This is a genomic window from Staphylococcus sp. TCBT05 (assembly GCF_055179755.1).
In genome coordinates, this window is the sequence record NZ_JBUQDQ010000005.1 from 167,501 (window position 1) to 191,352 (window position 23,852).

Here is a 23,852-nt window from a genome sequence, read left to right on the forward strand (position 1 = left end):
ATATAGTCGTTAAGGTCGTGTTGTATGCAAACCACATTCAGTCTTAGTTGAATTCGTCCATCTTCCTGCTCTTGAATCACCTGAACCACTGACAGCTGATGTACAAGGAATGCAACCAATACTAGGATAGTTAAAATCATGTAATTCGTTATAATGTAAATCGTATTTCTTGATGTAATCCCATACATCGTCCCAAGTCCAATGAATTAAAGGACATACCTTAACAGATTGGAAGCGTTCATCTTTGTTGATAAAATTCGTGTTCGCTCTTGAAGGTCCCTGTGATCGACGCAAACCTGAAACCCATGCTGTCGCACCTGATAATACTTCTTCTAAAGGTTTAATCTTGCGAATATAACAACACATATTAGGGTCACTCTTCCATAATGCTGGTTTATATTCCGCAGATTGCTCTTCTAATGTTAAATCTGGTTTCTTTAGTTTTATATTGAGTTCTGGATAACGTGCTTTAACTCTGTCTATCAAATCATAAGTTTCTTGGAAATGGAGGTCAGTATCTAAAAAGACAATCTCAGCATCTTTTTTCACGCTATAGATCAAATCAATTAGAATCATGCCTTCTGCACCAAAACTACATGAATAAATAATAGAGTCACCATACGTTTCATAAGCCCAAGAGATTACTTCACGTGCACCTTTTGTCTCGTCTGTAATATCAACATTGTCAAACGCGTCATCATAAAAGTTATCATAAGTAATTTTTTCTACTGACATTAATGGGTTCATCCCCTTTTTTCTTTAATGTGCTCCGTAAAACTCCGCGCTACATTTTCGTATTTAGAATTATTCGAAAATAATTTATGTTAATCACTTTACTCACTGTCATTTTTTATGTCAAGTCTATTTCACCAGTATAATCAAGCGTTCAATTCAATTGAGAATAACGCTGCAAACCCTTTAAAATCAACGTTTATAAACCGATTTTATAATTATTTTAAAAAGATAATTACAATAATCTGAAATCCCTACAAACCTTGTCAGTATTGACTTTATTAATGATTTTAGTTTTTTGAAAATTTTTATTTTTTATAATGATTCTAATTTGTAAACCAACTCTATTTACATTGATAACACAAAAATACACTTTGCATGTCGGGATATATCGGCAACATTCAAAGTGTATTTATAAATGATAATTTCTTATAGCGCACTCATATTGATTAAGGCGCGCCCAATTTTACATATTTGGAATTAAACGGCAGCGTATATCACATTATTAATCAAGATTGTATTTATCATTTAATTGTCGTATTAAGTTTCTAAATTCTTCTTCTGACTTAAATTCAAATGTGATATGTCCCTTTCTATTACGCGTAGAAATGGCTACTTTGGCACCATATTGTTCCTGTAATTGACGTTCTTGTTGTCGAATAAATTTCGGTTTCGTAATTGAGTCACTTTGTGTAGGTTCTGCTATTTGATTATTAGTCGTTAACGTTTGTACATAGGATTCTAATTCACGGACACTCCATGATTCTTTGATTGCTTGGTTGGCAATTTGTTTCATCCTTGTTGGTTCTTTCACGATTAACAACGTTCTACCATGTGCACCTGAAAGCTTTCCTGCTTTAACCATTTGAGCTATTTCATTAGGTAAGTGTAGTAAACGTAGCATATTAGCAATATATGGGCGCGATTTACTCAAACGGGTTGCCACTTGTTGTTGTGTTAATTTCAAATCAGTCATTAATTTCTTATAACTTTCTGCCTCTTCTATTGCATTTAAGTCTTCTCGTTGCAAATTTTCTATTATGGCAAGTTCCATCATATCTTCATCAGTTAAAGATTTAACGATTGCAGGTATATGAGACATCCCCGCTCGTTGAGAAGCACGAAAACGTCTTTCCCCAACTACAATTGTATAACCGGTTATCGCCTTCCTAACTACGATAGGCTGCAAGACACCATGATTCTTAATCGAACCAGCTAAGTCATCTAGCTTCTCCTCATCAAAGGTCTTTCTCGGTTGATAAGGGTTGGCTTTAATTTCATCAAGCTTTATCTCTTGTATTTCAGCATCCCCCACTAACTGTAATCGTTGATCTTCTACATTCATAATTGCTACACCTCTCCCTCTATAATAACCAGTCTAAAATAAAGTGCCCTATACTTTGTTAATATATTTTCTAGTATAGCATTGCTAATTTATTACTGAATAGAATCACATTATTTTTAGTTAAATCAAAATTTTCTGATAAGTTGTTGACAAATTGAATTCGAGTGTGTAATCTTAGGTATATCAAATTTACAACAGAAACAAACCAAACACAGTAATAAGGAAAGTAAAACTTACACTGCTGACACAGAGAGTCTTTGATACGCTGAAAGAAGACACAGAAAGAAAGTTCGAAAATGGCCTTTGAGTGTTGTTGCCAATATGAGGTTTCAACGGGATCGCCCGTTACAGCGATACAGTATTAACATTTTGTTGAATGGCGTACTGGATTTATCCACACGTCGTATACGTCGTTAATACTCATTTTAATTATTATATATTAAGGTGAGTTTTTTAATGCACTATATGATGACACAATTCAGACGTTAAGTTAAATTAACAAGATGGCGTACTGGATAAGGTTACGTTAGTGATAACGTGACAAATTAAGGTGGTACCGCGAGCTAAGCTTTCGTCCTTTACATCCGATTTATTCGGGTTTAAAGGACGGAGGCTTTTTTTATTTCAAACAAGGAGGTTATCGATTATGAAAAATACTGAACTAGCACAAATTGCATTATCTGAAGATCAAACAGGCGCAATCGCCAATCCAATATATTTATCAACGGCATATCAACATCCACATTTAGGGGCGTCTACAGGTTACGATTACACTCGTACCAAGAACCCAACACGCTCTGCCTTTGAAGAAGCTTTTGCAAAATTAGAACGCGGAACAGCTTCCTTCGCAACTTCAAGTGGTATGGCAGCCATTCAACTGGTTTGTAATTTATTTAAATCAGGTGATGAAATACTAGTCTCATTCGATTTATATGGTGGCACATTTAGACTATTTGATTTTTATGAGAAACAATACGGTATTCGTTTCAAATACGTAGATTTCCTAAATTACGAAGAAGTAAAAGGCCAAATCACTGACAATACTAAAGCCTTATTCATTGAACCAATCTCAAATCCTCAAATGATTAAGATTGACTTAGACCCTTATTACATTTTAGGCAAAGAATATAATCTGTTAACAATTGTAGATAACACATTTTTAACACCTTATCTCTCTACACCTCTCGAAGATGGTGCAGACATCGTATTACATTCAGCCACTAAATATATCGGTGGTCACAATGATGTACTAGCTGGTGTAGTAACAGTTAAAGATGACGCGTTAGCAGAACAATTCGCTGATTTTCACAACATGATTGGCGCTACGCTTGCTCCAATCGATAGCTACTTACTACAGCGCGGATTGAAGACTTTGCACCTCAGAATGGATCGTTCAGAATATAACGCCAAATTACTCGCTGAACGATGTAGTAACTTAGAAGCAATTGACGAAGTTCTTTATAGCGGACAGACGGGTATGCTCAGCTTACGATTAAATAAGAACTTTAAAGCAAATAAATTTTTGGAAAATTTAGAAATTTGTATCTTTGCAGAAAGTCTTGGTGGAACGGAAACCTTTATTACATTCCCTTACACACAAACCCATGTCGATATGCCTGATGAAGAAAAGGATAAACGTGGCATTGATGAGCATCTACTTAGACTATCTATTGGGATTGAAGACTATGACGATATCGAAAGCGATATTATACAAGCATTAGAAAAATCTAAAGAAGGAGTGATTTCATGAGTTTATCAAAAGAAACTGAAGTGATATTCGACGCACATAGAGGGACTGATTATGATTCTGCTAATCCTCCTTTATATGATTCATCAACTTTTCATCAAAAAGTATTAGGTGGCAATGCTACTTATGACTATGCAAGAAGTGGTAATCCTAACAGAGCATTACTCGAAGAAAAGTTAGCCAAACTTGAAGGTGGAGACTATGCCTTTGCTTATGCTTCAGGTATTGCAGCAATTTCTGCAGTGTTATTAACACTCAGCGCAGGTGATCATGTTATTCTACCAGACGATGTATACGGTGGCACATTCCGATTAACTGAACAGATATTAACGCGTTATAACATTCAATTTACAACAGTTGACACTACAGAGTTAGAAAGTGTTGAAGCAGCGATTCAAGATAATACCAAATTAATTTATATCGAAACACCGTCTAACCCTTTATTCAAAGTTACAGACATCAAGGGTATTGTTCAAATCGCTCAACAACATGAATTATTAGTCGCAGTAGACAATACGTTTATGACACCACTTGGACAATCACCTCTCTCTTTGGGAGCTGATATTGTGGTACATAGTGCTACTAAATTTTTAGGAGGTCATAGCGACATTATTGCAGGTGTAGCTATCACTAGTAACAAAGAAGTAGCTGATGCTTTATACCTATTACAAAATGGTACAGGAACTGCTCTATCTGCTCAGGATAGTTGGACACTGGCTAAACATTTAAAAACATTACCTGTTCGCTTTAATCAATCTGTATCAAATGCTCAAAAATTATATGACTTTTTAATAGAAAGAACTGAAATCGCAGAAGTCTATTACCCAGGTAATGATTCATTACATTTGGCACAAGCGAGCCATGGTGGCGCAGTACTCGGATTTAGATTAAAAGACGAATCCAAAGCACAAGCATTTGTAGACGCATTAACATTGCCACTCGTTTCAGTTAGTTTGGGCGGTGTCGAAACAATCTTGTCACATCCAGCTACAATGTCACATGCAGCGGTACCACAAGAAGTGCGTGAAGCACGTAATATCACATTTGGCTTGTTTAGATTAAGTGTTGGTTTAGAACAACCAGAAGAATTAATTGCAGATTTAAACTATGCATTTAAGGAGGCTTTCAATGAGTCAATTACTCAAGGCATTACAGAACAATATTCTAGTCGCTGACGGTGCAATCGGAACTATATTTTACTCTGAAGGCCTGGATACTTGCCCAGAAGCGTACAACTTAACATATCCTGAAAAGGTACAACGTATACATCAAAGTTATATTGATGCAGGTGCAGATATCATCCAAACCAATACGTATGGTGCAAACTTTGAAAAGTTAAAGGTCTTTGGGTTAGAGCACAAGGTTAAAGAAATACACCAGGCTGCTGTGCGCATTGCTAAAAATGCAGCAAACGAAGATACATTTATTCTCGGTACTGTAGGTGGATTTAGAGGTATTAAACAAGAGGATTTAGAACTGACCGCAATTCAGTATCACACAGAAATACAAGTAGATACTTTAATAGAAGAAGGTGTCGATGGCTTACTCTTCGAAACCTATTACGATTTAGATGAATTAACTAACATTATTACCGCTACTAAACGTAAATACAATATCCCTATTATCGCTCAACTCACAGCGCTAAATACTAATTATTTGCGAGATGGAACTGAAATTAATGAAGCTTTAAAGACATTGATAGCTAGCGGTGCAGATATTGTCGGCTTAAATTGTCATCACGGCCCACATCATATGAAGGAATCATTTTCTCATATAGAATTACCTGATGATGCTTATCTATCATGCTATCCCAATGCTAGCCTATTAGACATAGATAACAGTGAATTTAAGTATAGTGATAATGCAGTATATTTCGGCAAAGTAGCACAACAACTCATCAGTGAAGGTGTTCGTTTAATTGGTGGATGTTGTGGCACAACACCAGAACATATCAAATTTATTAAATCATCTGTAGCTGAACTGTCACCCATTACAGACAAAAATGTAATTCCAATCACTAAAAAAGTAAAAAAACAAAGTAATCAATCGACAATTAAACAAAATCTCACAGATAAAGTCAAAGCACGACCTACTGTTATTGTTGAATTAGATACACCAAAGCATTTAGACACAGACAAATTTTTCAGAAATATCAAAAAACTTGACGAGGCTGATATTGATGCAGTCACACTTGCCGACAATTCACTCGCTACCGTTCGTGTTAGTAATATTGCGGCAGCAAGTATTATCAAGCAACAATATGATATCGAGCCACTCGTTCATATCACATGTCGAGATAGAAACCTTATCGGTTTACAGTCACATTTACTCGGACTATCACTCATTGGCGTTAATGAAATTTTAACGATTACTGGTGATCCATCAAAGATTGGGCACTTGCCAGGTGCGTCCAATGTATATGATGTAAATTCCAAAGGTTTAACTGAAATTGCATTACGCTTTAACCAAGGTATCAATACTGATGGTGATGCGCTGAAGGTCAATACCAACTTCAACATCGCCGGCGCGTTTGATCCGAATGTAAGAAAGTTAGATGGTGCAGTACGACGGTTAGAAAGAAAGTTAGAAAGTGGGATGAATTACTTCATCACCCAACCCGTCTACAGTGCTGAAAAAATCAAAGAAGTATATGAAGCAACTAAACATTTAGACGCTCCGTTTTTTATCGGCATCATGCCTGTAACAAGTTATAAGAATGCCTTGTTTTTACATAATGAGGTGCCAGGTATCAAATTATCTGAAGAAATACTCAGTCAATTTGAAGCCGTAAAAGACGATAAAGAAAAAACAAAAGCTTTAAGCTTGAAACTTTCAAAGGAATTAATCGATACCGTTCATCAATATTTTAATGGTCTATATTTAATCACACCATTCCAAAGCGTCGATTATACACTTGAACTTGCATCATATTCAAAAACGATTACTTCAAATAAACAGGAGGCAATATTATGACAATTCAAACATCAAATTTAGGTTTTCCAAGATTAGGTAGAAAGAGAGAATGGAAAAAAGCGATCGAAGGATACTGGTCAAAGAAAGTAGACTTAGACACATTACACCAACAATTAACTGATTTACACAAAGAAAACTTATTACTACAAAAGAACTATAATTTATCAAGTATTCCAGTTGGTGACTTCTCACTTTACGACCACATTCTTGATACATCTTTATTATTTAACATTATTCCTGAGCGTTTCCAAGGTAGAGATGTTAATGATGATTTATTATTCGATATTGCTCGTGGTAACAAAGAACATGTTGCAAGCGCATTGATTAAATGGTTTAACACAAACTATCACTATATCGTACCTGAATGGGATAATGTAGAACCAAAATTAAACAATAACGTTTTGTTAGAACGCTTTAAATATGCACAATCTTTAAATGTTAATGCACACCCAGTTATCGTTGGCCCAATCACTTTTGTAAAATTATCAAAAGGCGGCAACCAAACTTTTGAAGAAAAAGTAAACACATTACTACCATTATATAAAGAAGTATTGCAATCACTTGCTGATGCAGGTGCTGAATACATCCAAGTTGATGAACCAGCATTAGTTGAAGATGATAGTGCCGATTATGAAGACATCACTGCTGCAGCGTATAAGTATTTTGCTGATGCAGGACTAGAAGATAAACTAGTCATCCAAACATACTTCGAACGCGTAAATTTAAAATTCTTAAACAGTCTACCGGTTAAAGGTTTAGGTTTAGACTTCGTTCACGATCGTAACTTCAACCTTGAGCAAATTAAAGCTGGCGATTTAGATCGTTCTAAGACACTTTATGCTGGTATCATCGATGGCCGTAATGTTTGGGCAACTGATATCGAAGCAAAGAAAGAATTAATCGAAACATTACAATCATATACAGATGATCTTGTCATTCAACCGTCATCTTCTTTATTACACGTTCCAGTATCGTTAGATGATGAAACATTAGACGATTCAATCGCTGAAGGCTTAAGCTTTGCAACTGAAAAGTTAGACGAACTTGATGCATTACGAAGATTGTTTAATGATAACGATGATGCTAAATATAATGAGTTAAAAGCAAGCTATGAACGTTTCCAAAACCAATCATTCAAAAACCTTGAATATGACTTTGATAGTGTACCAACATCTCGTAAATCAGTATTTGCTGAGCGTAAAAAAGCACAAGATGCACGCTTAAACTTACCAGATTTACCAACAACAACAATTGGTTCATTCCCTCAATCACAAGAAGTACGTAAACAACGTGCAGATTGGAAAAATAACCGTATCACAGACGAAGCATACAAAACATTCTTAGATAATGAGATTGCTCGTTGGATTAAGATTCAAGAAGATATCGGTTTAGATGTATTAGTACACGGTGAGTTCGAACGTAATGACATGGTAGAATTCTTCGGTGAGAAATTACAAGGTTTCTTAGTTACTAAATTCGGTTGGGTTCAATCATACGGTTCACGTGCTGTTAAGCCACCAATCATCTATGGAGATGTTAAATGGACTGAACCATTAACTGTGAAAGAAACTTTATACGCACAAAGTTTAACAGACAAACCTGTCAAAGGTATGTTAACTGGTCCAGTTACAATCTTAAACTGGTCATTCGAACGTGTAGATTTACCTCGTGAAGAAGTTCAAGACCAAATCGCACTAGCGATCAATGAAGAAGTACTTGCTTTAGAAGAAGCTGGTATCCAAATCATCCAAGTAGATGAGCCGGCATTACGTGAAGGTTTACCATTACGTTCAGAATATCATGCAGACTATTTAGATAAAGCTGTACGTTCATTCAAACTTTCAACTTCTTCAGTGGCTGATGAAACACAAATCCATACGCATATGTGTTATTCTCAATTTGGACAAATCATTCACGCAATCTATGATTTAGATGCAGATGTAATCTCAATCGAAACTTCACGTAGCCATGGTGATTTAATCCAAGACTTTGAAGACATTACGTATGACTTAGGTATTGGCCTTGGTGTCTATGATATTCACAGTCCACGTATTCCAACTGAAGAAGAAATCACGACTGCGATCGACCGTGCTTTACAAGAAATCGACCGTTCACTATTCTGGGTTAACCCTGACTGTGGTCTAAAAACACGTAAAGAAGACGAAGTTGTCGAAGCATTAACTGTATTAGTTAATTCAGTTGATAAATTACGTAAAACAACAAATTCAGCAACAGTTTAATAAATCTTATTGTAGGTGATTCTTATGAGCTATCCTTTGTGGAAACAGTTAGAACAACTTAAGACATTAACGTGGGTCGACTTGACCCACTCCTTTGATGAAACAATCCCATGTTTCAGTGAATTTGAACGTGCTAAAGTATCTACTTTGTTCAATGTACAAGACGATGGATTTTACGTTCAAAATTGGAACCTCGTTACACAGTATGGTACACATATTGATGCGCCAATACATTTTGTAGAAAATACCAGATATTTACATGAAATTGAACTTACAGAACTCGCACTTCCACTCATTGTGTTAGACTTCTCGGATGAAGTTGCGAAAGACGCTGATTTCATTTTAACGCAAAATCATATCGCACAGTGGGAAGCTGAACATGGCAAAATTGAGCCTGGCACATTCGTTGCTTTACGTAGCGATTGGTCAAAACGTTGGCCAGACATTGAACGTTTCGAAAATAGAGATACTGAAGGAAATCTCCATTTACCCGGTTGGGGGTTGGACGCCTTACAATTCTTATTTGAAGCAAGGCATATCAAAGCGATTGGTCATGAAACCTTTGACACTGACGCCTCAGTAGATGTAGCCAAAAATGGTGATATTGTCGGCGAACGTTACGTCTTATCTCAAGACACCTACCAAATTGAGCTGTTAACAAATTTAGATCAATTACCAACACGCGGCGCAATCATTTATACGATTAGCCCGAAACCAAATGACGCACCAGGATTTCCTGTTCGTGCATTTGCAATCAAACCTTAAATTAATCAATTAACACTAAAATCTAGCCATTATAAATGATAGTTATAAAAAATTGAGCCCTTTTTATAACTATCATTCTCCTTTCTATAAATATAAACAATAACCCCAAATCGATTCTATCCCTTGGAATGATTTGGGGTTAACTTGTATCATAAGAATGTAAGATATTATTGACGATATCTACTAAGGTTACAGTTTCGCAACAAAAATCAAACTTTTAGTATTTATTGATAATACAAAATAACAAAAGTCTCTACAAATAATTAATAAAACTATAAAATAATGTTATAATTTTTATAAATTTCATATAAAAATAGTATGTATGTGGAATTTTTGTACTTTATACATTTAAGAACGAGGTGACATTTTTGCAACTCAATCAATCAAATACTCCTTTTGATACGAATCAATTGGATCTCATAAATCAGTTACTGCCCATGCTCTCTTCCGAACAAAAGCATTGGTTAAGTGGCTATCTTATCAACTCATCCGTAGAGGATTACACTTCAGAAACTGACACTACGTCTACGGCATCTTCTGCATCTACTACGTCTTCAACTTCTAGCGAATCACCAGTTGAAACAGTAGCTACCGAAGACACTCAAACTGTAACAGAGCCTTTAGATGTTCATATTCTATTTGGTACTGAAACAGGTAATGCCGAAGAGGTTTCAGAACAGTTTGAAACAACATTAAAATCTCATAACTTTAATGTACATTTGTGGGATATGGATGACTTTCCAAAGGATAAACTTACAACCGTAGGCTATGTATTTATAATTTGTTCGACCCAAGGTGTTGGTGAACCACCAATAAATGCCATTGATTTATATGAGTATTTACACGGTGATACAGCACCACGTTTAGAATCATTAAATTATTCAGTATTAGCATTGGGGGATCAAGATTTCCCTGACTTTTGCCAAGCTGGAAAAGACTTTGATCATATACTCGAACAATTAGGTGCCAACCGTATCGCAGAACGAGTGGATTGCGACTTCGATTTTGAAGAAACATCAGAACAATGGATGGCAGATATGGTCGAACTATTATCTGCTCGTGCACCCGATAAAGTTAAAGAAACAGCTACTGCTGAAGAAGTAACGCTAGAGACACATGAGGAGGGTTATTCTAAGGACCAACCTTATGAAGCTAAAGTTATTGATAATACTGTATTGACTGCACCAGAGGCAACGAGAGAAGTAAGACATTTATCTTTATCTTTAGCAGGTTATGGCGAATCTTATGAACCAGGCGACAGTTTAGTAATTATTCCTGAAAATGCACCATCATTAGTCAACAAACTGATACACGTCTTAGGATGGGAAGCAGATACGACAGTTCAAATAGGCAAAGACGCTGAAACCATTACTGTCAAAGAAGCATTCACAAAGCATTTTGAAATTTCAAAACTAAGTCCGTCACTCATTAAACAAGCAGCAGATGTATTTAAAAACCCAATGCTGAGAGCAAATGCTCAAAAAGATACTTGGATAACTAACTATATTTATGGTAGAGATTTAATAGATCTGGTCACAGATTTCTCACCTTATAGCATAGAACCTCAAACATTGATTGATATTTTGAGAAAGTTACCGCCAAGAGAGTATTCTATTGCAAGCAGCAATAAAGTAAATGCAGATAGCGTGCATCTTACAGTACGCGTCGTACGTTATGATGCCTATCACCGTGAACGTCTTGGCGTATGCTCAGGACAACTTGCAGAACGTACCCCAATTGGGGATAGCTTACCTGTATATTTAAAGAAAAATCCAAACTTTAAATTCTCATATGACAATAACACGGCAACAATTATGATTGGTGCCGGCACTGGTATTGCTCCATATCGTGCTTATTTACAAGAACGCGAATACTTAGGATTAGCTGGCAATCAATGGTTAATCTTTGGAAATCAAAATTATAGTACTGATTACCTCTATCAAACAGACCTAGAACGCTGGTTAAATGATGGCGTATTGAGTAAATTAGATTTAGCATTTTCTAGAGATACAGAAAATAAAATCTACGTACAACATCGAATTGAAGAAAATGGTGCTGAATTTTATCGTTGGCTTGAAGATGGCGCAACAATCTATCTTTGTGGTGATAAAGAGGATATGGCTAAAGGCGTACATCAATCACTTGTTAATGTAGTAATGCAACACGGTGGCTATGATGAAACTGCAGCAGAACATTATTTAACAGAACTTATCAAAGCTCAACGTTACCAACGTGATGTATATTAATAAAGATTAAAAAGCAGTGTAAAATATACACTGCTTTTTAATATGACTCATTATTTCCGCTCATATCAAAGATTTAATTACATTATCAAAATTTAGCTACGTTTACCTACATATTCAAATATACCTGCTGCGCCCATACCAACACCGATACACATTGTTACCATACCGTATTGAGTATCTGGACGTTTCTTCATTTCTGATAATAGTCGCCCTACTAACATGGCACCTGTTGCACCTAACGGATGGCCTAAAGCAATCGCCCCGCCATTTACATTTGTCTTCTCAATATCTAATCCAACCTCACGGATAGATGCTAATGTTTGTGAGGCAAAGGCTTCATTGAGTTCCACTAAATCAATATCTCCCACTTCAAGATTCGTTAACTTCAAGACTTCTGGAATTGCATATGCTGGACCTATGCCCATCAATTTAGGATCGACACCTACCGCTTTAAATCCTACGAAGCGTGCAATCGGCTCGACACCTAATTCTTTTACTTTATCACCAGACATCACAACTACGAATCCTGTACCATCTGTCAATGGTGCAGATGAACCTGCCGTCACTGTGCCGTCAGCTTTAAATACGGTTGGCAATTTAGCTAAAGATTCAGCATTTGTGTCTGGTCTAATCAATTCATCTTCTTTTAGCACAGCCTTGGAAACTACTGGACCATTCACATCATATGTCACCTTATTTACTTCTATCGGAATAATTTCATCATCAAATTTGCCTGCATCTTGCGCTTGTTTGGCACGCTGATGACTTTGTACTGCGTAGGCATCTTGATCTTCACGAGAGACTTTATAAGTTTCTGCTACATTTTCAGCCGTTAATCCCATCGGATGAGATACTCCTGAATCTTGATCTTGTAAAATAGGGTTATTCGTCGGTTCATTACCTCCCATTGGCACTGCACTCATCAATTCGACACCACCTGCAACAATGACATCGGCTTGTTCCGCAATAATTTGATTAGCTGCAAGTGCCACTGTTTGCAATCCTGAAGAACAGTATCGATTGACCGTTTGTCCAGGTACCTCTTGTGGTAAGCCGGCTAATAGTGCAATCGTTCTTGCAATATTTTGTCCTTGTAGACCTTCTGGGAACGAGTTACCTACGATAACGTCTTCCACCATGCCTGGCTCAAACTTACCTCCAACACGTTCTAATACACCTTTCAATACCTTTGCTGCTACTTCATCAGGTCTTTCGTGTGCCATCGCACCGCCTAACTTTGCTTTACCTGCTGCCGAACGTCCATACGCTACAATATATGCATCTCGCATTTAAGATCATCCTTTCTGTTATCTATAAAATGACTTCTAAATTAATTACGTAACGGTTTACCTTTTTTCAACATATGTGAAATTCTGTCATACGTTTTTTGATTCTTGAGTAATGTTAAAAAGCGTTCTTTTTCCAATTTTTGTAGATAACGTTGATTGATATATGTGTTTCTTGGAACATCCCCACCAGCTAACACCTCTGCCACTTTAAGCGTAATCTCATAATCATAATCACTGATAAAATGACCCAAACGCTGTGCATCTAACTGTCCTTCTGCCAATGCTTTAAAGTCTCTGCCAAGTGCAATATATTGTCCTTTTGTCTTAGGTACATAATTTGTTTCCGCTTCATATTGTGCTCTTTTCAAAGCAATTTCAACACGCTTTTCAGTGTTAAATATGACTGTATCTGTTTCTCTTAAATAACCATAGCGAATCGCTTCATATGCATTTGTGGATACTTTAGCTAAACCAATATTCATTAATACCTTGGTAATAGCTTGTTGTTTGTCATCATGTTTATGGTTTCCACGTAAGATTCTATCTGACAATTCTGCAAGTCCACCACCAGCCGGCAATAAACCTACACCTGTCTCAACCAAGCCGATATATGATTCGCTAGAAGCTACTACTATTGGTGAATGTAGCACTAATTCACAACCACCGCCTAGCGCTCTACCTTGAACAGCTGTAACAACAGGTTTCAAAGCGTATTTCAATCTACTGAAACTATAGTGTAAATTATCGACACCTTCGCCTATATCTCGATCGACTGTGCCTTCTTCATGGGCTTTCATCATTAATTTCAAGTTAGCACCTACACTAAAGTTATTGCCATCTGCATAAATTACCATGCTTGAATAGTCTTCATTTTCAAGTAAATCTATCGCTGCAGCTAAATCTTTAACGAAATCATCAGACACTACATTATTGACACTTTGTAATTTTAATAATAATTGATTACCATGAACTACGGATAATTTAGAATCAGAGTGGTCCCATATATCCTTATCTATATACTCTGTTACCGAAGTTGTACGTTGAATTGTCTCTCCTTCTTCATAAAATGGCTCATTACGTTGCTCTACCCAATCAGGTAATTTACCCAATTCTTGTTTCATTCTAGATTTCACACGTTCAAAGCCAATCATATCCCATAATTGGAATGGACCTTGCTTCCAGTTAAATCCCCAGACAATTGCACGATCAACATCTTTATAATCGGCTGCAGCTTTCGGCACATTTAATGCAGCATAGTAGAAGTTATTTCTTAATGTTTCCCATAAAAACACACCTGCATCGTCCTGTGCATTAAAGATAATATCTAAATTGTGCGCTAAATCTTTACCAAACTCATTTAAAATAGGTTGTTGTGGTGGCGTAGGCTCAACATACGTACCACTTTCATAGTCGTACACTAAGCGTCGTTTTCCTTCCTTTTTATAAAAGCCTTGTTTCGTCTTATTACCAAGCGCACCATTTTCATATAATTTATCAGCAATTTTTGTATCATGGAAATACGGTTGTTCTTCTGGGACTTTTTGCAAGCCACCGATGACTGCTTTAGCAATATCTAGACCTACTAAGTCTGACAAACCGTATGTCCCCATCTTAGGACGACCAATACTCTTGCCAGTCAACGCATCGACTTCAGTAATTGATAAGCCACTAGATTCTGCTCTATACATAATATCGTTCATCGTTTGTGTACCCACACGGTTCGCAACAAATCCAGGTACATCATTTGCGACCACGACACCCTTACCTAATACATCCTCAGCAAATTCTTGTACTTGATCAATATATTCTTGTGCAGTATTTGCGTTCGGAATAATTTCTACCAATTTCATAATGCGTGGTGGATTGAAGAAATGCATACCAAAGAATCTTTGCTTATCTTCTTGATCAAAAGCTTGTGCAATAGCTTCAATTGGAATACCCGAAGTATTTGTAGCAAACAAAGCATCCGATTGTGCTACTGATTTCACTTTAGCCCATATCTGATGTTTGATTTCTAATTCTTCTTTTACCGCTTCAATATAAATATCCGCATCTTCATCTTCCGTTAAATCATCGTTGAAATTTCCATATGATAGATTAGATGCAAAATCCAAGTCAAACAACAATGGACGTTTCGGATTGGTAATTGTTTCATATGCTTTTTTAGAAATTTTATTTGGTTCTTGTTCATCAATCACGATATCTAGTATCTTTACTTTCAGACCTGCATTTACAAGTAATGCAGCGATTTGACTTCCCATCGTGCCTGCACCTAATACGACTGCTTTTCTTATCGTCATACTAAACCCTCCAAATATATTAATTTTGCATTTTCGTGACCATACACTTACTTATATAAAAGCTGAATCTCCAGTAATAGCACGACCTATAACAAGCGCATTGACTTCATGCGTACCTTCATATGTGTATATCGCTTCTGCATCAGCAAAGAAACGTGCAATATCATACTCACCTGCTAAGATACCATTACCACCATGAACACCTCTGCCCATAGCAACTGTTTCTCGTAATCTCAATGAATTCATCATCTTAGCAGTAGAAGTCGCTACTTCATCATATTCACCATTCGCTTGCATACGTGCAAGTTGGGCGCATGTCGCCATTGCTTGTGCAAGATTACCTTGCATCATTGCTAACTTCTCTTGAATCAATTGAAACTTGCTAATTTCTTTACCAAACTGTTTACGTTTTGTCACATAATCTGTCGTTGCCTTTAATGCACCAGCCATTGCCCCCGTCGCCATATATGCTACACCAGCACGCGTTGAATATAATACTTTCGCAATATCTTTAAATCCGTTGATGTTCTGTAATCTATTCTCCTCTTTAACTACAACATTTTTAAAGCGAATTCGCGCATTGGGAACGATGCGAAGCGCAATTTTATGCTCGAGTATTTCTATTTCCACACCATCTTGCTTTGGTTCTATAATAAATCCTTTAGGTTTCCCTGTATCAACATCTACAGCATAGACTGGCATCACATCAGCAACATTCGCACCACCGATCCATTTCTTCTCACCATTGATAATCCATTCATCACCTTGGCGTTTAGCGGTCGTTTCGAGACCACCAGCAACGTCTGAACCATGTTCAGGTTCAGTGAGTGCAAAGCAAGTTCGCAATTCATGTGATTGTAATTTAGGTAAATAATAAGCTTGTTGTTCTTTACTGCCACCAAACCAAAATGAATTATGCCCTAAACCTTGATGCACGCCGAGTAATGTCGCTAATGACACATCAAATCTAGCGATTGTATATGACATAAAGAATTGGAATAACTGACTTGGTGTGTGAGCACCCTCACGTCCTTCAAACAATAGCGGATTGTTAAAGTAATTTAATTTCCCTAATTCTTCAAAGTAGCCCTCAGGCTCGGTTGCATTTAACCAATGCTCATTTACTGAATCACGATACTTTTCTTCTAACATGTCATTGAGTTGCTTTAATAATTTAACTTCTCCTTCTGTTAAATCTTTCGCCACACTTAATATATCTTCTGGATATAACGCTTTAATTACTTCTTCTTTTGTAGTCATAATTAGGACCCCCATCCTTATTGTTTAAATTATGATAGCGCTTACACAACTGCACAAAATTTTTTATTTAATATTGTTAGTATGATGTAATGGTTAAATCTCGTCTGCATGTGCTTTACCATCTTGTGCTTTTTGATTCATTAGCTTTTGTAATTCTAACTTATCTGGTTTAGAAGTTGAATTCAGTGGCATGTGTGTTACTTTTAAATACATACGTGGTACTTTATAGCCAGCTAACTTTTCACGCATGTGCTCATCTAATTTCTGTTCAAAGTCTGGATCATCCTCTGTTAATACAACTGCTGCTGCCACAGATTCGCCATATTTTGGACTATCAAAGCTTAACACAACACCTTGTGCTACTAATGGATGCGTCGTGAGAACCGCTTCTACTTCTGAAGGTAGAACATTTTCTCCACCTGTTATAATCATTTCTTTACGACGGTCTACTATAAAAACATCGCCATCCTCATCTACTCTAGCTAAATCCCCTGTTAAAAAATACCCATCAACAAATGCTTTTTCAGTCTCCTCGGGTTTATTCCAATAACCTGGCGTTACATTTTTACCTCTTACTGCCAATTCTCCAATTTCACCTGCTAATACATCCTCATGATTATCATCTAAGACACGGATATCAACAAACATAATTGGTTTACCTATACTACCAGGTTTATTTATGCTATTTTCAGGTGTATTAACCATTACTAATGGGGCCTCTGTCAGACCATAACCATTAATAATATGATGACCCATTCCCGTGAATTTTTGTTGAACTCCGGCAAGAGGTGCGGATCCACCCTGCACTAAGAACTCAACCTCTTTAAAGTTGTCTATGTTAAAGTTTTTCGAAACGAGCATAGCATAATACATAGTCGGTATTAAAATTAAATAATTCGGCTTATGTTCAGTCATCAAATCATTTAAATCTTCACCATTAAAGTAACGTTGCAGTACTGCCGTTCCCCCTGCCATCAACAATGGCAATATCAAATCATTGAAACCTAATACATGGAACATTGGCGTGGCGATAATCGTTTTATATGTCGCATTAATCTTATAAGTTAGAACTGTGTTAATCAGATTATTGACCAGTGAATCATATGAGAACATCACACCTTTTGGCAATCCAGTCGTACCACTTGTATACATCAATATAGCTAATGTATCACCATCAATAGCTACTGACTCAAATGGTTTATGATTCGTTGGATCGACAATCTCATCATATTCAGCAGAGTCAACATCCATATATAACAAATCATCTGCCATACCTTGTAATGTTGATAAATGCTTTGCTGCATAAAATATGTGTTTCACATTAGAATCTGAAATGACACTTTCTATTTCCTTTGGCTTAAGTCTCCAATTTATCGGTAAATATACAGCGCCTAATTTTGTTGTAGCAAATAACAAGTCGAGCAATGAAACATCATTTGGTGCGAAAATACCGACGACATCCCCTTGTTGGACCCCTGCTTCTTGTAAATGTGTCGCTAAATTTTCTGCTCGTTTATTCAAATCTTGATAAGACCACGATGTGCCTTTAAACGGATCGATCACTGCTGGTTTGACTTCATCATATGCTGCTCTCGTTTTAATCCAGTCGTAATTCATATTCTTCTCCCCCTTTAAATACGATCTTCCGACCTAATGACTTGAGCTAAACCTCCCCATTTGTCATGATAAATCGCCGGATTAGTCACCTTTATATCCTCTGCAACCATTGGTTTGAAATCCATATGTGCCAGAATATCTTTCTCGATGTCTAGACCTGGTGCGATTTCAATTAATTTCAAGCCGTTATTCATGAGTTCAAATACACCCCGTTCAGTGACAAAGTAAACTTCCTGACCAAGTTCCTGTGCATATTGTGCATTAAAGTCTACACTGCCCACATGTTGCACAAATTTATGCGTGTGTCCTTGTTTATTTATATCAATCTGTCCATCCTTGAAATCAAGTTGACCCCCGGCAACCATTGTTCCTGAAAAAACAATGCGCTTTACCGTCTGACTAATATCAATAAAGCCACCACAACCATTCATTTTGTCACCAAATTTTGAAACATTGACATTACCTACCGCATCAACCTCTGCAAAACTTAAATAAGCAACATCTACTCCGCCGTTATAAATAAAATCCCAAGTTTGATCATGCCTCATTTGCGCACTAACATTGTAATTCATTCCAAAGTTTTGTCCGCTACTAATCATGCCTCCAAACACACCTGTATCAATATTCAATTGCACAAGATGATTCGCATTCTCTTCAATTAATACATTCGACAAGTCATTATTGATACCAAAGCCTATACTCACTACATCTTCTGCCTTTAAAAATTGAGCAGCTCGACGTAATATTACTTTGCGAATGCTTAATGGTAAGAAAGGTTCTCGAATTTCTGGAATACGATATTCACCAGCAAGTGCAGGATCATAATAATGCTGCATTACTTGTCTATGGTATTTTGGATTTTCATTTACAACGATATAATCAACTAATTTTCCAGGAATAAAGACATCTCGCGGATTAAATTTTCCATTCTCAATAACCGCTTTAACTTGCACGATGACTTTACCACCATTATTATGTGCCTTTAGTGCTACACTATAACCCTCACCAAGATGGGCTTCATGCGTCATATAAATATTCCCATCTTGATCTGCATAAGTTCCTCTTAACAAAGCAATATCAATATTTGGAAAATCATATTTCAAATATTGTCGATGATCAACTTCTACTAGGCTCACCAAATCTTTTGTAGTTCGTTGATTCACTTTACCTCCTCGATATCTAGGGTCAACATTCGTATGCAAACCAATTCGTGTTAAATAGTCAGGTGAAGCAGCTGTATGATTACGATAATGTGTCGTCAGTACACCTTGAGGTATATAGTATGCCTCAATTTCATTGTCTTTCATCGCACGAATTGTTTCTGGTGATGCTGTTATAATGCTCGTAATCAACCTTTTTATCATATTTCTTGTTACAAATGAATCTAAATCAACACCATCCCCCCGATAGTCGCTGATATCATTGGCTAACATAAACGTTAAATTCTTAGGTGTCTGCAACTCATCATAGTGATCAACCAATGCCTTTAGTAAGGCTACCGGCAAGTTAGCTGATGACAAAGCAGCTATAGCAATTGTATTATCGTCCTTTATAATGTCTGTTACTTCAGATAATGGAATAATCTTCATACCAATAATCTCCTATCATTCATTAAATGCAACACAACAATTCGACGCTAAGTTTAACCATCATCCCCCTTTAAATATGTAAGCCCTTTCATGTAATATACCATTAATTTTGAGAAATATGCAAAAATTTAAAATTTTATAACTATTATAGAAACGATACACTTATGAAACGATACGTAACTTTGCGTGTAAATAGAAACCACAAGAGGCAAGGTTATTTACTTATTCATAATATAAATTTGGATTTTGCTATTTTTGTGGTTGTTAAAAGATATCAGACAGAATGTATCTGATTCAAAACAAGGATAGAAAGATGGTTAAAAGAATTAATCAATTATTAAAAAGTATCTCTAGAGATGGTGCTTTAGAGGGTATAGGCAAACCAGAAAAGCTAGTTGGCAATTTTTCTGGGTATTATAGTAGACGAATTAATCAAGAACATAGACTAGTATATACGGTAAATGACAGTGCTATATTAGTGGCATCTTGTAGATATCACTACAAATAAAGATTCTCAGATATAAAGTTCTAGGACAAACATCAGAAGCCTGTAGATGCTTTATTGTATATTGAATGATTTATGCTCAAATACAAATAAGACACATTTAACTCGAGAATCTCAAGGTATTTAATGTAAAACCTTAATATCTAGATAGTATTTTAGCAAGATTCCTGAGGGAACAGGGCAAGCTGAAGCTGTACCCTAGGAAAGCGAGCTAACAATACGCAGTAATGAATAAAAATAATAGATGAGTTATTTGTATATTTGATGATTTATATCACAACACAAATAGTATACATTTAATACGGGAACCCTAAAGTATTTTAATGTAAAACCTTAATTTCTGGACAGTATTTTAGCGAGACTCCTGAGGGAACAGGACAAGCGGAAGACTACAGGCTGAAGCTGTACCCTAGGAAAGCGAGCTAACAATACGAAGTAATAAAAAAAGACGGCTATTAACCGTCTTTTTGCACTGTGTATAATCAATATTGCCAATAAATATTACGTAAATACCATAACTAACATAGCAATACCTGCCATAGCATTGTTCAACATATGTACCATCATGCTATCTTTCAAGTTTTTACGTCTGTTGTAAACTAAGTAAAAAAACATACCCAAAGTCATATACATCAAAAAGCTAATCCAGTTTGTAGAGCCATGGAGTGATGAGAATATTGCTGAAGATATAATCAATGGTAAAAGAAACGCCGACTTTTTAAATATAGTTTCCTTAAAAATACCTCTAAACAGTAATTCTTCTAAAAATGGGGCTACAAAAATAATGACAATTAAGAAAAATAGCAATCCTATTACTGATCCAACACTTAAATCGTTCAATTGTTCCATTTGATTTAGCAAGATTTTATCATTTTCCGAAATGTTATCGCCAAATACCGATTGCATAATAAGAGTAAAAACACCAATCGTAATACGTAAAACAATAAACCACAAAATGTTAATCAAAATATCTTTTAATCCAAATCGATGTTGAAGTGTTTCATAGCTTTTTTTATGGTAATACCATCTAAATAACCACATTATAAATATAGTCCAAATAATACCCAATACCGTTATGCCTATAACAATCCATAAACTTGCATGATTGACGACAGAATAAATAATTGATCCCGCAATCATCGTAGGTGATGACACTAGGAACATTAATCCTATAAATATTAATATATTAATAATGCGATTCCCTTTTGGTTTAACACTATTTGAGTAGTCCATGTTCCCCATCCTTTTTAACTCTTTTTATACTATACATTAAATAATAGCATAGTATCACTGACTGCCACATTATTGTTTACACTTTTATATCTATTATTTTCTGTCTTTTTCATATAAAATTGTAAACTTCGTGATTAAATAACCATGTTACTTATGAGTCGTTATCAACTTACCATTCTTATATTTCACATGTGCACCCTTTTGAATTGCATCGTAATCCTTTTTAGGGACAACAATTAAATGTTCTTTATCTCGTTTATCTTTAATTGTAATCGTATATAGTTTATCTTTTGCAGTCATATTATTCTGTAATATATGATGTTGCTGCTTGATGTCGAGATTATGATGTTGCATTACAATCCAAAAAAACAAAGTATTGTTGAAATACATTGATGCCAATCGCTGATCATTATAAGGTGCAGTAGGCGTAATAAAGGAATGATAAGGTCTTGATAAAGGTTTCGTACTACTTGTTTTACTATTCGCTTTTTGTGACGTCGCATTTCTCGAACTATTGATATTAGTAGACATATTACTTTGTGCAGCACGTGATGCTACACTCGCACGAGCACTTGAAGACGTACTCGTCGTACTACTTGTTGACGAACTGCTACTTGAACTACTTGAACTGCTCGTACTGCTTGAGCTACTTGAACCACTACTACCAATAGCTTCTGTCACAGGTGAAAAGACAAGTCCCAACATGGCAAGCGTACAAACCCAAACGCTGACCTTATTTATCATCTTTACTTACCTCTCCTTTATCTTTAACTTCACCTTCAATTTCATTATTATCGTATGTCATATATGGCAGTCGATAGACGTGATACTTCTTGCCATCTTTTACAACGTATGGTTTTTGTTTACTATCTTTCAAGATATGTTCATAAACATTTTTACTTTCCGTTGTATATGTATGCGTTTTGCCTTTTTTGTCTTTATATCCAATTTCTGCTCTTGGATAATCTTCATCACCGTTGGCTAACTGTTCAAAATATACGAGCTCTTGCTTATGTTTGTTAACCGTTTCTTGCTTTGGCTTTTTTTCTTCACCATCATCACATCCGACAATTAAGACGGCAATTATTGCAATACCAATTAAACTTATAATATTTTTGATTTTCATATTGTATACCTCCCATACTACATATTAACAAATATAAAACTATTTGTTATTAATTAAATTTAATTTATATGTTAATAAAATATAAAGTAGCACCAATACAAAAGTGTTATTTTACAGTAAAAATGTTTATTTTCTAATATTAGTGGAAAATATGGAAATATATTCAATTCTAAAATTATTAAAATTTTGTTTGAAAATGGTTTTGTACATATTATAACAAGTGATTAATAATTTAGATGACTATGAATATGCATGATGACGTCACACGCTTTTGCCTGCTCAACAAATAATGACATCAACTGTTCCTACGCTTTGTTTTCCATTTTGTTAGATATTCACTGTTTTAAGTATAGCTTTTCAAAGATTATGATTAGGCGGTGGTATGATGAAAATAGAACAATGTATTGAAGATTTTATGAATAGTATTGTTAAAAGGGACGCCGAACTATTTTGTAGTTTATTATGTCCAAATTCTCTTTCTCGCATTCGTAAACGAATGTATACGAATAAAAAATATAAAAGTATTAATCGCTTTGTTAAAGAACAATACTTAGATAAACTGACACGTCTTGTTGCGCCAACTTATAAATATGATTATTTCAAAGATGGTAATAAATATATCGTCAGTTATCGTTTTCCACAAAATAATACTTATTTAAAAACTGTATTCATTATTTATGCGAGCGACCCTACGTTATTAATAAATTTAGATATCAATAAAGTTCAAGTAAAGGTGCATTATAATACACAGATATGACTAACATTCATTTAAAGTTAAATTGTATAGTAATAGTAAGCATTAACGCCAAACACAAAAAGAGGTAACATTCATTATTCACCTGTGGCACAATAAACTGCACAGTTATTAATGATGTTACCTCTTTA

The 23,852-nt window shown here is 35.7% G+C and carries 18 protein-coding genes; 8 read left to right on the forward strand and 10 right to left on the reverse strand.

The features are described 5' to 3' along the window. Positions 1-9: 9 nt before the first annotated feature. Both ACY191_RS00730 and ACY191_RS00735 read right to left on the reverse strand, forming a co-directional pair. A complete protein-coding gene (locus ACY191_RS00730; protein ID WP_107511883.1) occupies positions 10-735 on the reverse strand; it encodes a phosphoadenylyl-sulfate reductase in 726 nt (241 codons plus the stop codon). Positions 736-1,237: 502 nt separating this feature from the next. After that, on the reverse strand, positions 1,238-2,077 hold the full coding sequence (locus ACY191_RS00735) for a ParB/RepB/Spo0J family partition protein (RefSeq protein ID WP_229366810.1): 840 nt from the start codon (positions 2,075-2,077) through the stop codon (positions 1,238-1,240). A gap of 646 nt (positions 2,078-2,723) precedes the next feature. On the opposite strand from ACY191_RS00735, the gene ACY191_RS00740 reads away from it, so the two are divergent. From ACY191_RS00740 to ACY191_RS00765, 6 genes are all read left to right on the forward strand, one after another. Beyond that, positions 2,724-3,827 carry a PLP-dependent transferase gene (locus ACY191_RS00740; RefSeq protein WP_042737673.1) on the forward strand — a complete coding sequence of 368 codons (1,104 nt, stop codon included), beginning with the start codon at positions 2,724-2,726 and terminating at the stop codon, positions 3,825-3,827. Continuing rightward, complete coding sequence (gene metC / locus ACY191_RS00745) at positions 3,824-4,999, forward strand: cystathionine beta-lyase MetC (RefSeq protein ID WP_042737674.1); 1,176 nt, start codon at positions 3,824-3,826, stop codon at positions 4,997-4,999. The genes ACY191_RS00740 and metC overlap by 4 nt, the downstream gene beginning before the upstream one ends. Continuing rightward, positions 4,953-6,797 carry a bifunctional homocysteine S-methyltransferase/methylenetetrahydrofolate reductase gene (locus ACY191_RS00750; protein WP_042737675.1) on the forward strand — a complete coding sequence of 615 codons (1,845 nt, stop codon included), beginning with the start codon at positions 4,953-4,955 and terminating at the stop codon, positions 6,795-6,797. The genes metC and ACY191_RS00750 overlap by 47 nt, the downstream gene beginning before the upstream one ends. Further along, on the forward strand, positions 6,791-9,037 hold the full coding sequence (gene metE / locus ACY191_RS00755; RefSeq protein WP_229367408.1) for a 5-methyltetrahydropteroyltriglutamate--homocysteine S-methyltransferase: 2,247 nt from the start codon (positions 6,791-6,793) through the stop codon (positions 9,035-9,037). The genes ACY191_RS00750 and metE overlap by 7 nt, the downstream gene beginning before the upstream one ends. A gap of 24 nt (positions 9,038-9,061) precedes the next feature. Further along, complete coding sequence (locus ACY191_RS00760) at positions 9,062-9,802, forward strand: cyclase family protein (RefSeq protein WP_229366809.1); 741 nt, start codon at positions 9,062-9,064, stop codon at positions 9,800-9,802. Between the two features lie 359 nt (positions 9,803-10,161). Then, a complete protein-coding gene (locus ACY191_RS00765; protein ID WP_232165215.1) occupies positions 10,162-12,048 on the forward strand; it encodes an assimilatory sulfite reductase (NADPH) flavoprotein subunit in 1,887 nt (628 codons plus the stop codon). Between the two features lie 92 nt (positions 12,049-12,140). On the opposite strand, the gene ACY191_RS00770 is transcribed toward ACY191_RS00765, so the two are convergent. The 5 genes from ACY191_RS00770 to fadX form a co-directional block, all read right to left on the reverse strand. Continuing rightward, positions 12,141-13,337 (reverse strand): thiolase family protein, encoded by a 1,197-nt coding sequence (locus tag ACY191_RS00770; protein ID WP_042737679.1) that lies wholly within the window; start codon positions 13,335-13,337, stop codon positions 12,141-12,143. A 41-nt stretch (positions 13,338-13,378) separates the two neighbouring features. Then, positions 13,379-15,637: a 3-hydroxyacyl-CoA dehydrogenase/crotonase FadB gene (fadB, locus tag ACY191_RS00775; protein WP_042737680.1), complete on the reverse strand. Its 2,259-nt coding sequence runs from the start codon at positions 15,635-15,637 to the stop codon at positions 13,379-13,381. A gap of 51 nt (positions 15,638-15,688) precedes the next feature. Continuing rightward, a complete protein-coding gene (gene fadE, locus ACY191_RS00780; RefSeq protein WP_042737681.1) occupies positions 15,689-16,897 on the reverse strand; it encodes an acyl-CoA dehydrogenase FadE in 1,209 nt (402 codons plus the stop codon). Between the two features lie 93 nt (positions 16,898-16,990). Then, positions 16,991-18,514 (reverse strand): long-chain-fatty-acid--CoA ligase FadD, encoded by a 1,524-nt coding sequence (gene fadD / locus ACY191_RS00785; RefSeq protein WP_229366807.1) that lies wholly within the window; start codon positions 18,512-18,514, stop codon positions 16,991-16,993. A 14-nt stretch (positions 18,515-18,528) separates the two neighbouring features. Continuing rightward, positions 18,529-20,103 carry a fatty acid degradation protein FadX gene (gene fadX / locus ACY191_RS00790; RefSeq protein ID WP_042737683.1) on the reverse strand — a complete coding sequence of 525 codons (1,575 nt, stop codon included), beginning with the start codon at positions 20,101-20,103 and terminating at the stop codon, positions 18,529-18,531. Between the two features lie 283 nt (positions 20,104-20,386). Between fadX and ACY191_RS00795 the strand changes: the two genes are divergently transcribed. Next, positions 20,387-20,611 carry a Txe/YoeB family addiction module toxin gene (locus ACY191_RS00795; protein ID WP_229366806.1) on the forward strand — a complete coding sequence of 75 codons (225 nt, stop codon included), beginning with the start codon at positions 20,387-20,389 and terminating at the stop codon, positions 20,609-20,611. Between the two features lie 498 nt (positions 20,612-21,109). Here the strand turns inward: ACY191_RS00795 and ACY191_RS00800 are convergent, their stop codons facing one another. From ACY191_RS00800 to ACY191_RS00810, 3 genes are all read right to left on the reverse strand, one after another. Continuing rightward, positions 21,110-21,841, reverse strand: coding sequence for a CPBP family intramembrane glutamic endopeptidase (locus ACY191_RS00800; RefSeq protein WP_157947227.1), 732 nt, complete (start codon positions 21,839-21,841; stop codon positions 21,110-21,112). A 147-nt stretch (positions 21,842-21,988) separates the two neighbouring features. Then, positions 21,989-22,585 carry a hypothetical protein gene (locus ACY191_RS00805; RefSeq protein ID WP_107526545.1) on the reverse strand — a complete coding sequence of 199 codons (597 nt, stop codon included), beginning with the start codon at positions 22,583-22,585 and terminating at the stop codon, positions 21,989-21,991. After that, positions 22,575-22,967: a hypothetical protein gene (locus ACY191_RS00810; RefSeq protein WP_052495389.1), complete on the reverse strand. Its 393-nt coding sequence runs from the start codon at positions 22,965-22,967 to the stop codon at positions 22,575-22,577. The genes ACY191_RS00805 and ACY191_RS00810 overlap by 11 nt, the downstream gene beginning before the upstream one ends. 385 nt (positions 22,968-23,352) lie before the next feature. On the opposite strand from ACY191_RS00810, the gene ACY191_RS00815 reads away from it, so the two are divergent. After that, the gene (locus ACY191_RS00815; RefSeq protein WP_042737689.1) at positions 23,353-23,724 is read left to right on the forward strand and encodes a hypothetical protein; all 372 of its coding nucleotides are present in this window, start codon (positions 23,353-23,355) and stop codon (positions 23,722-23,724) included. Positions 23,725-23,852 lie beyond the last annotated feature (128 nt).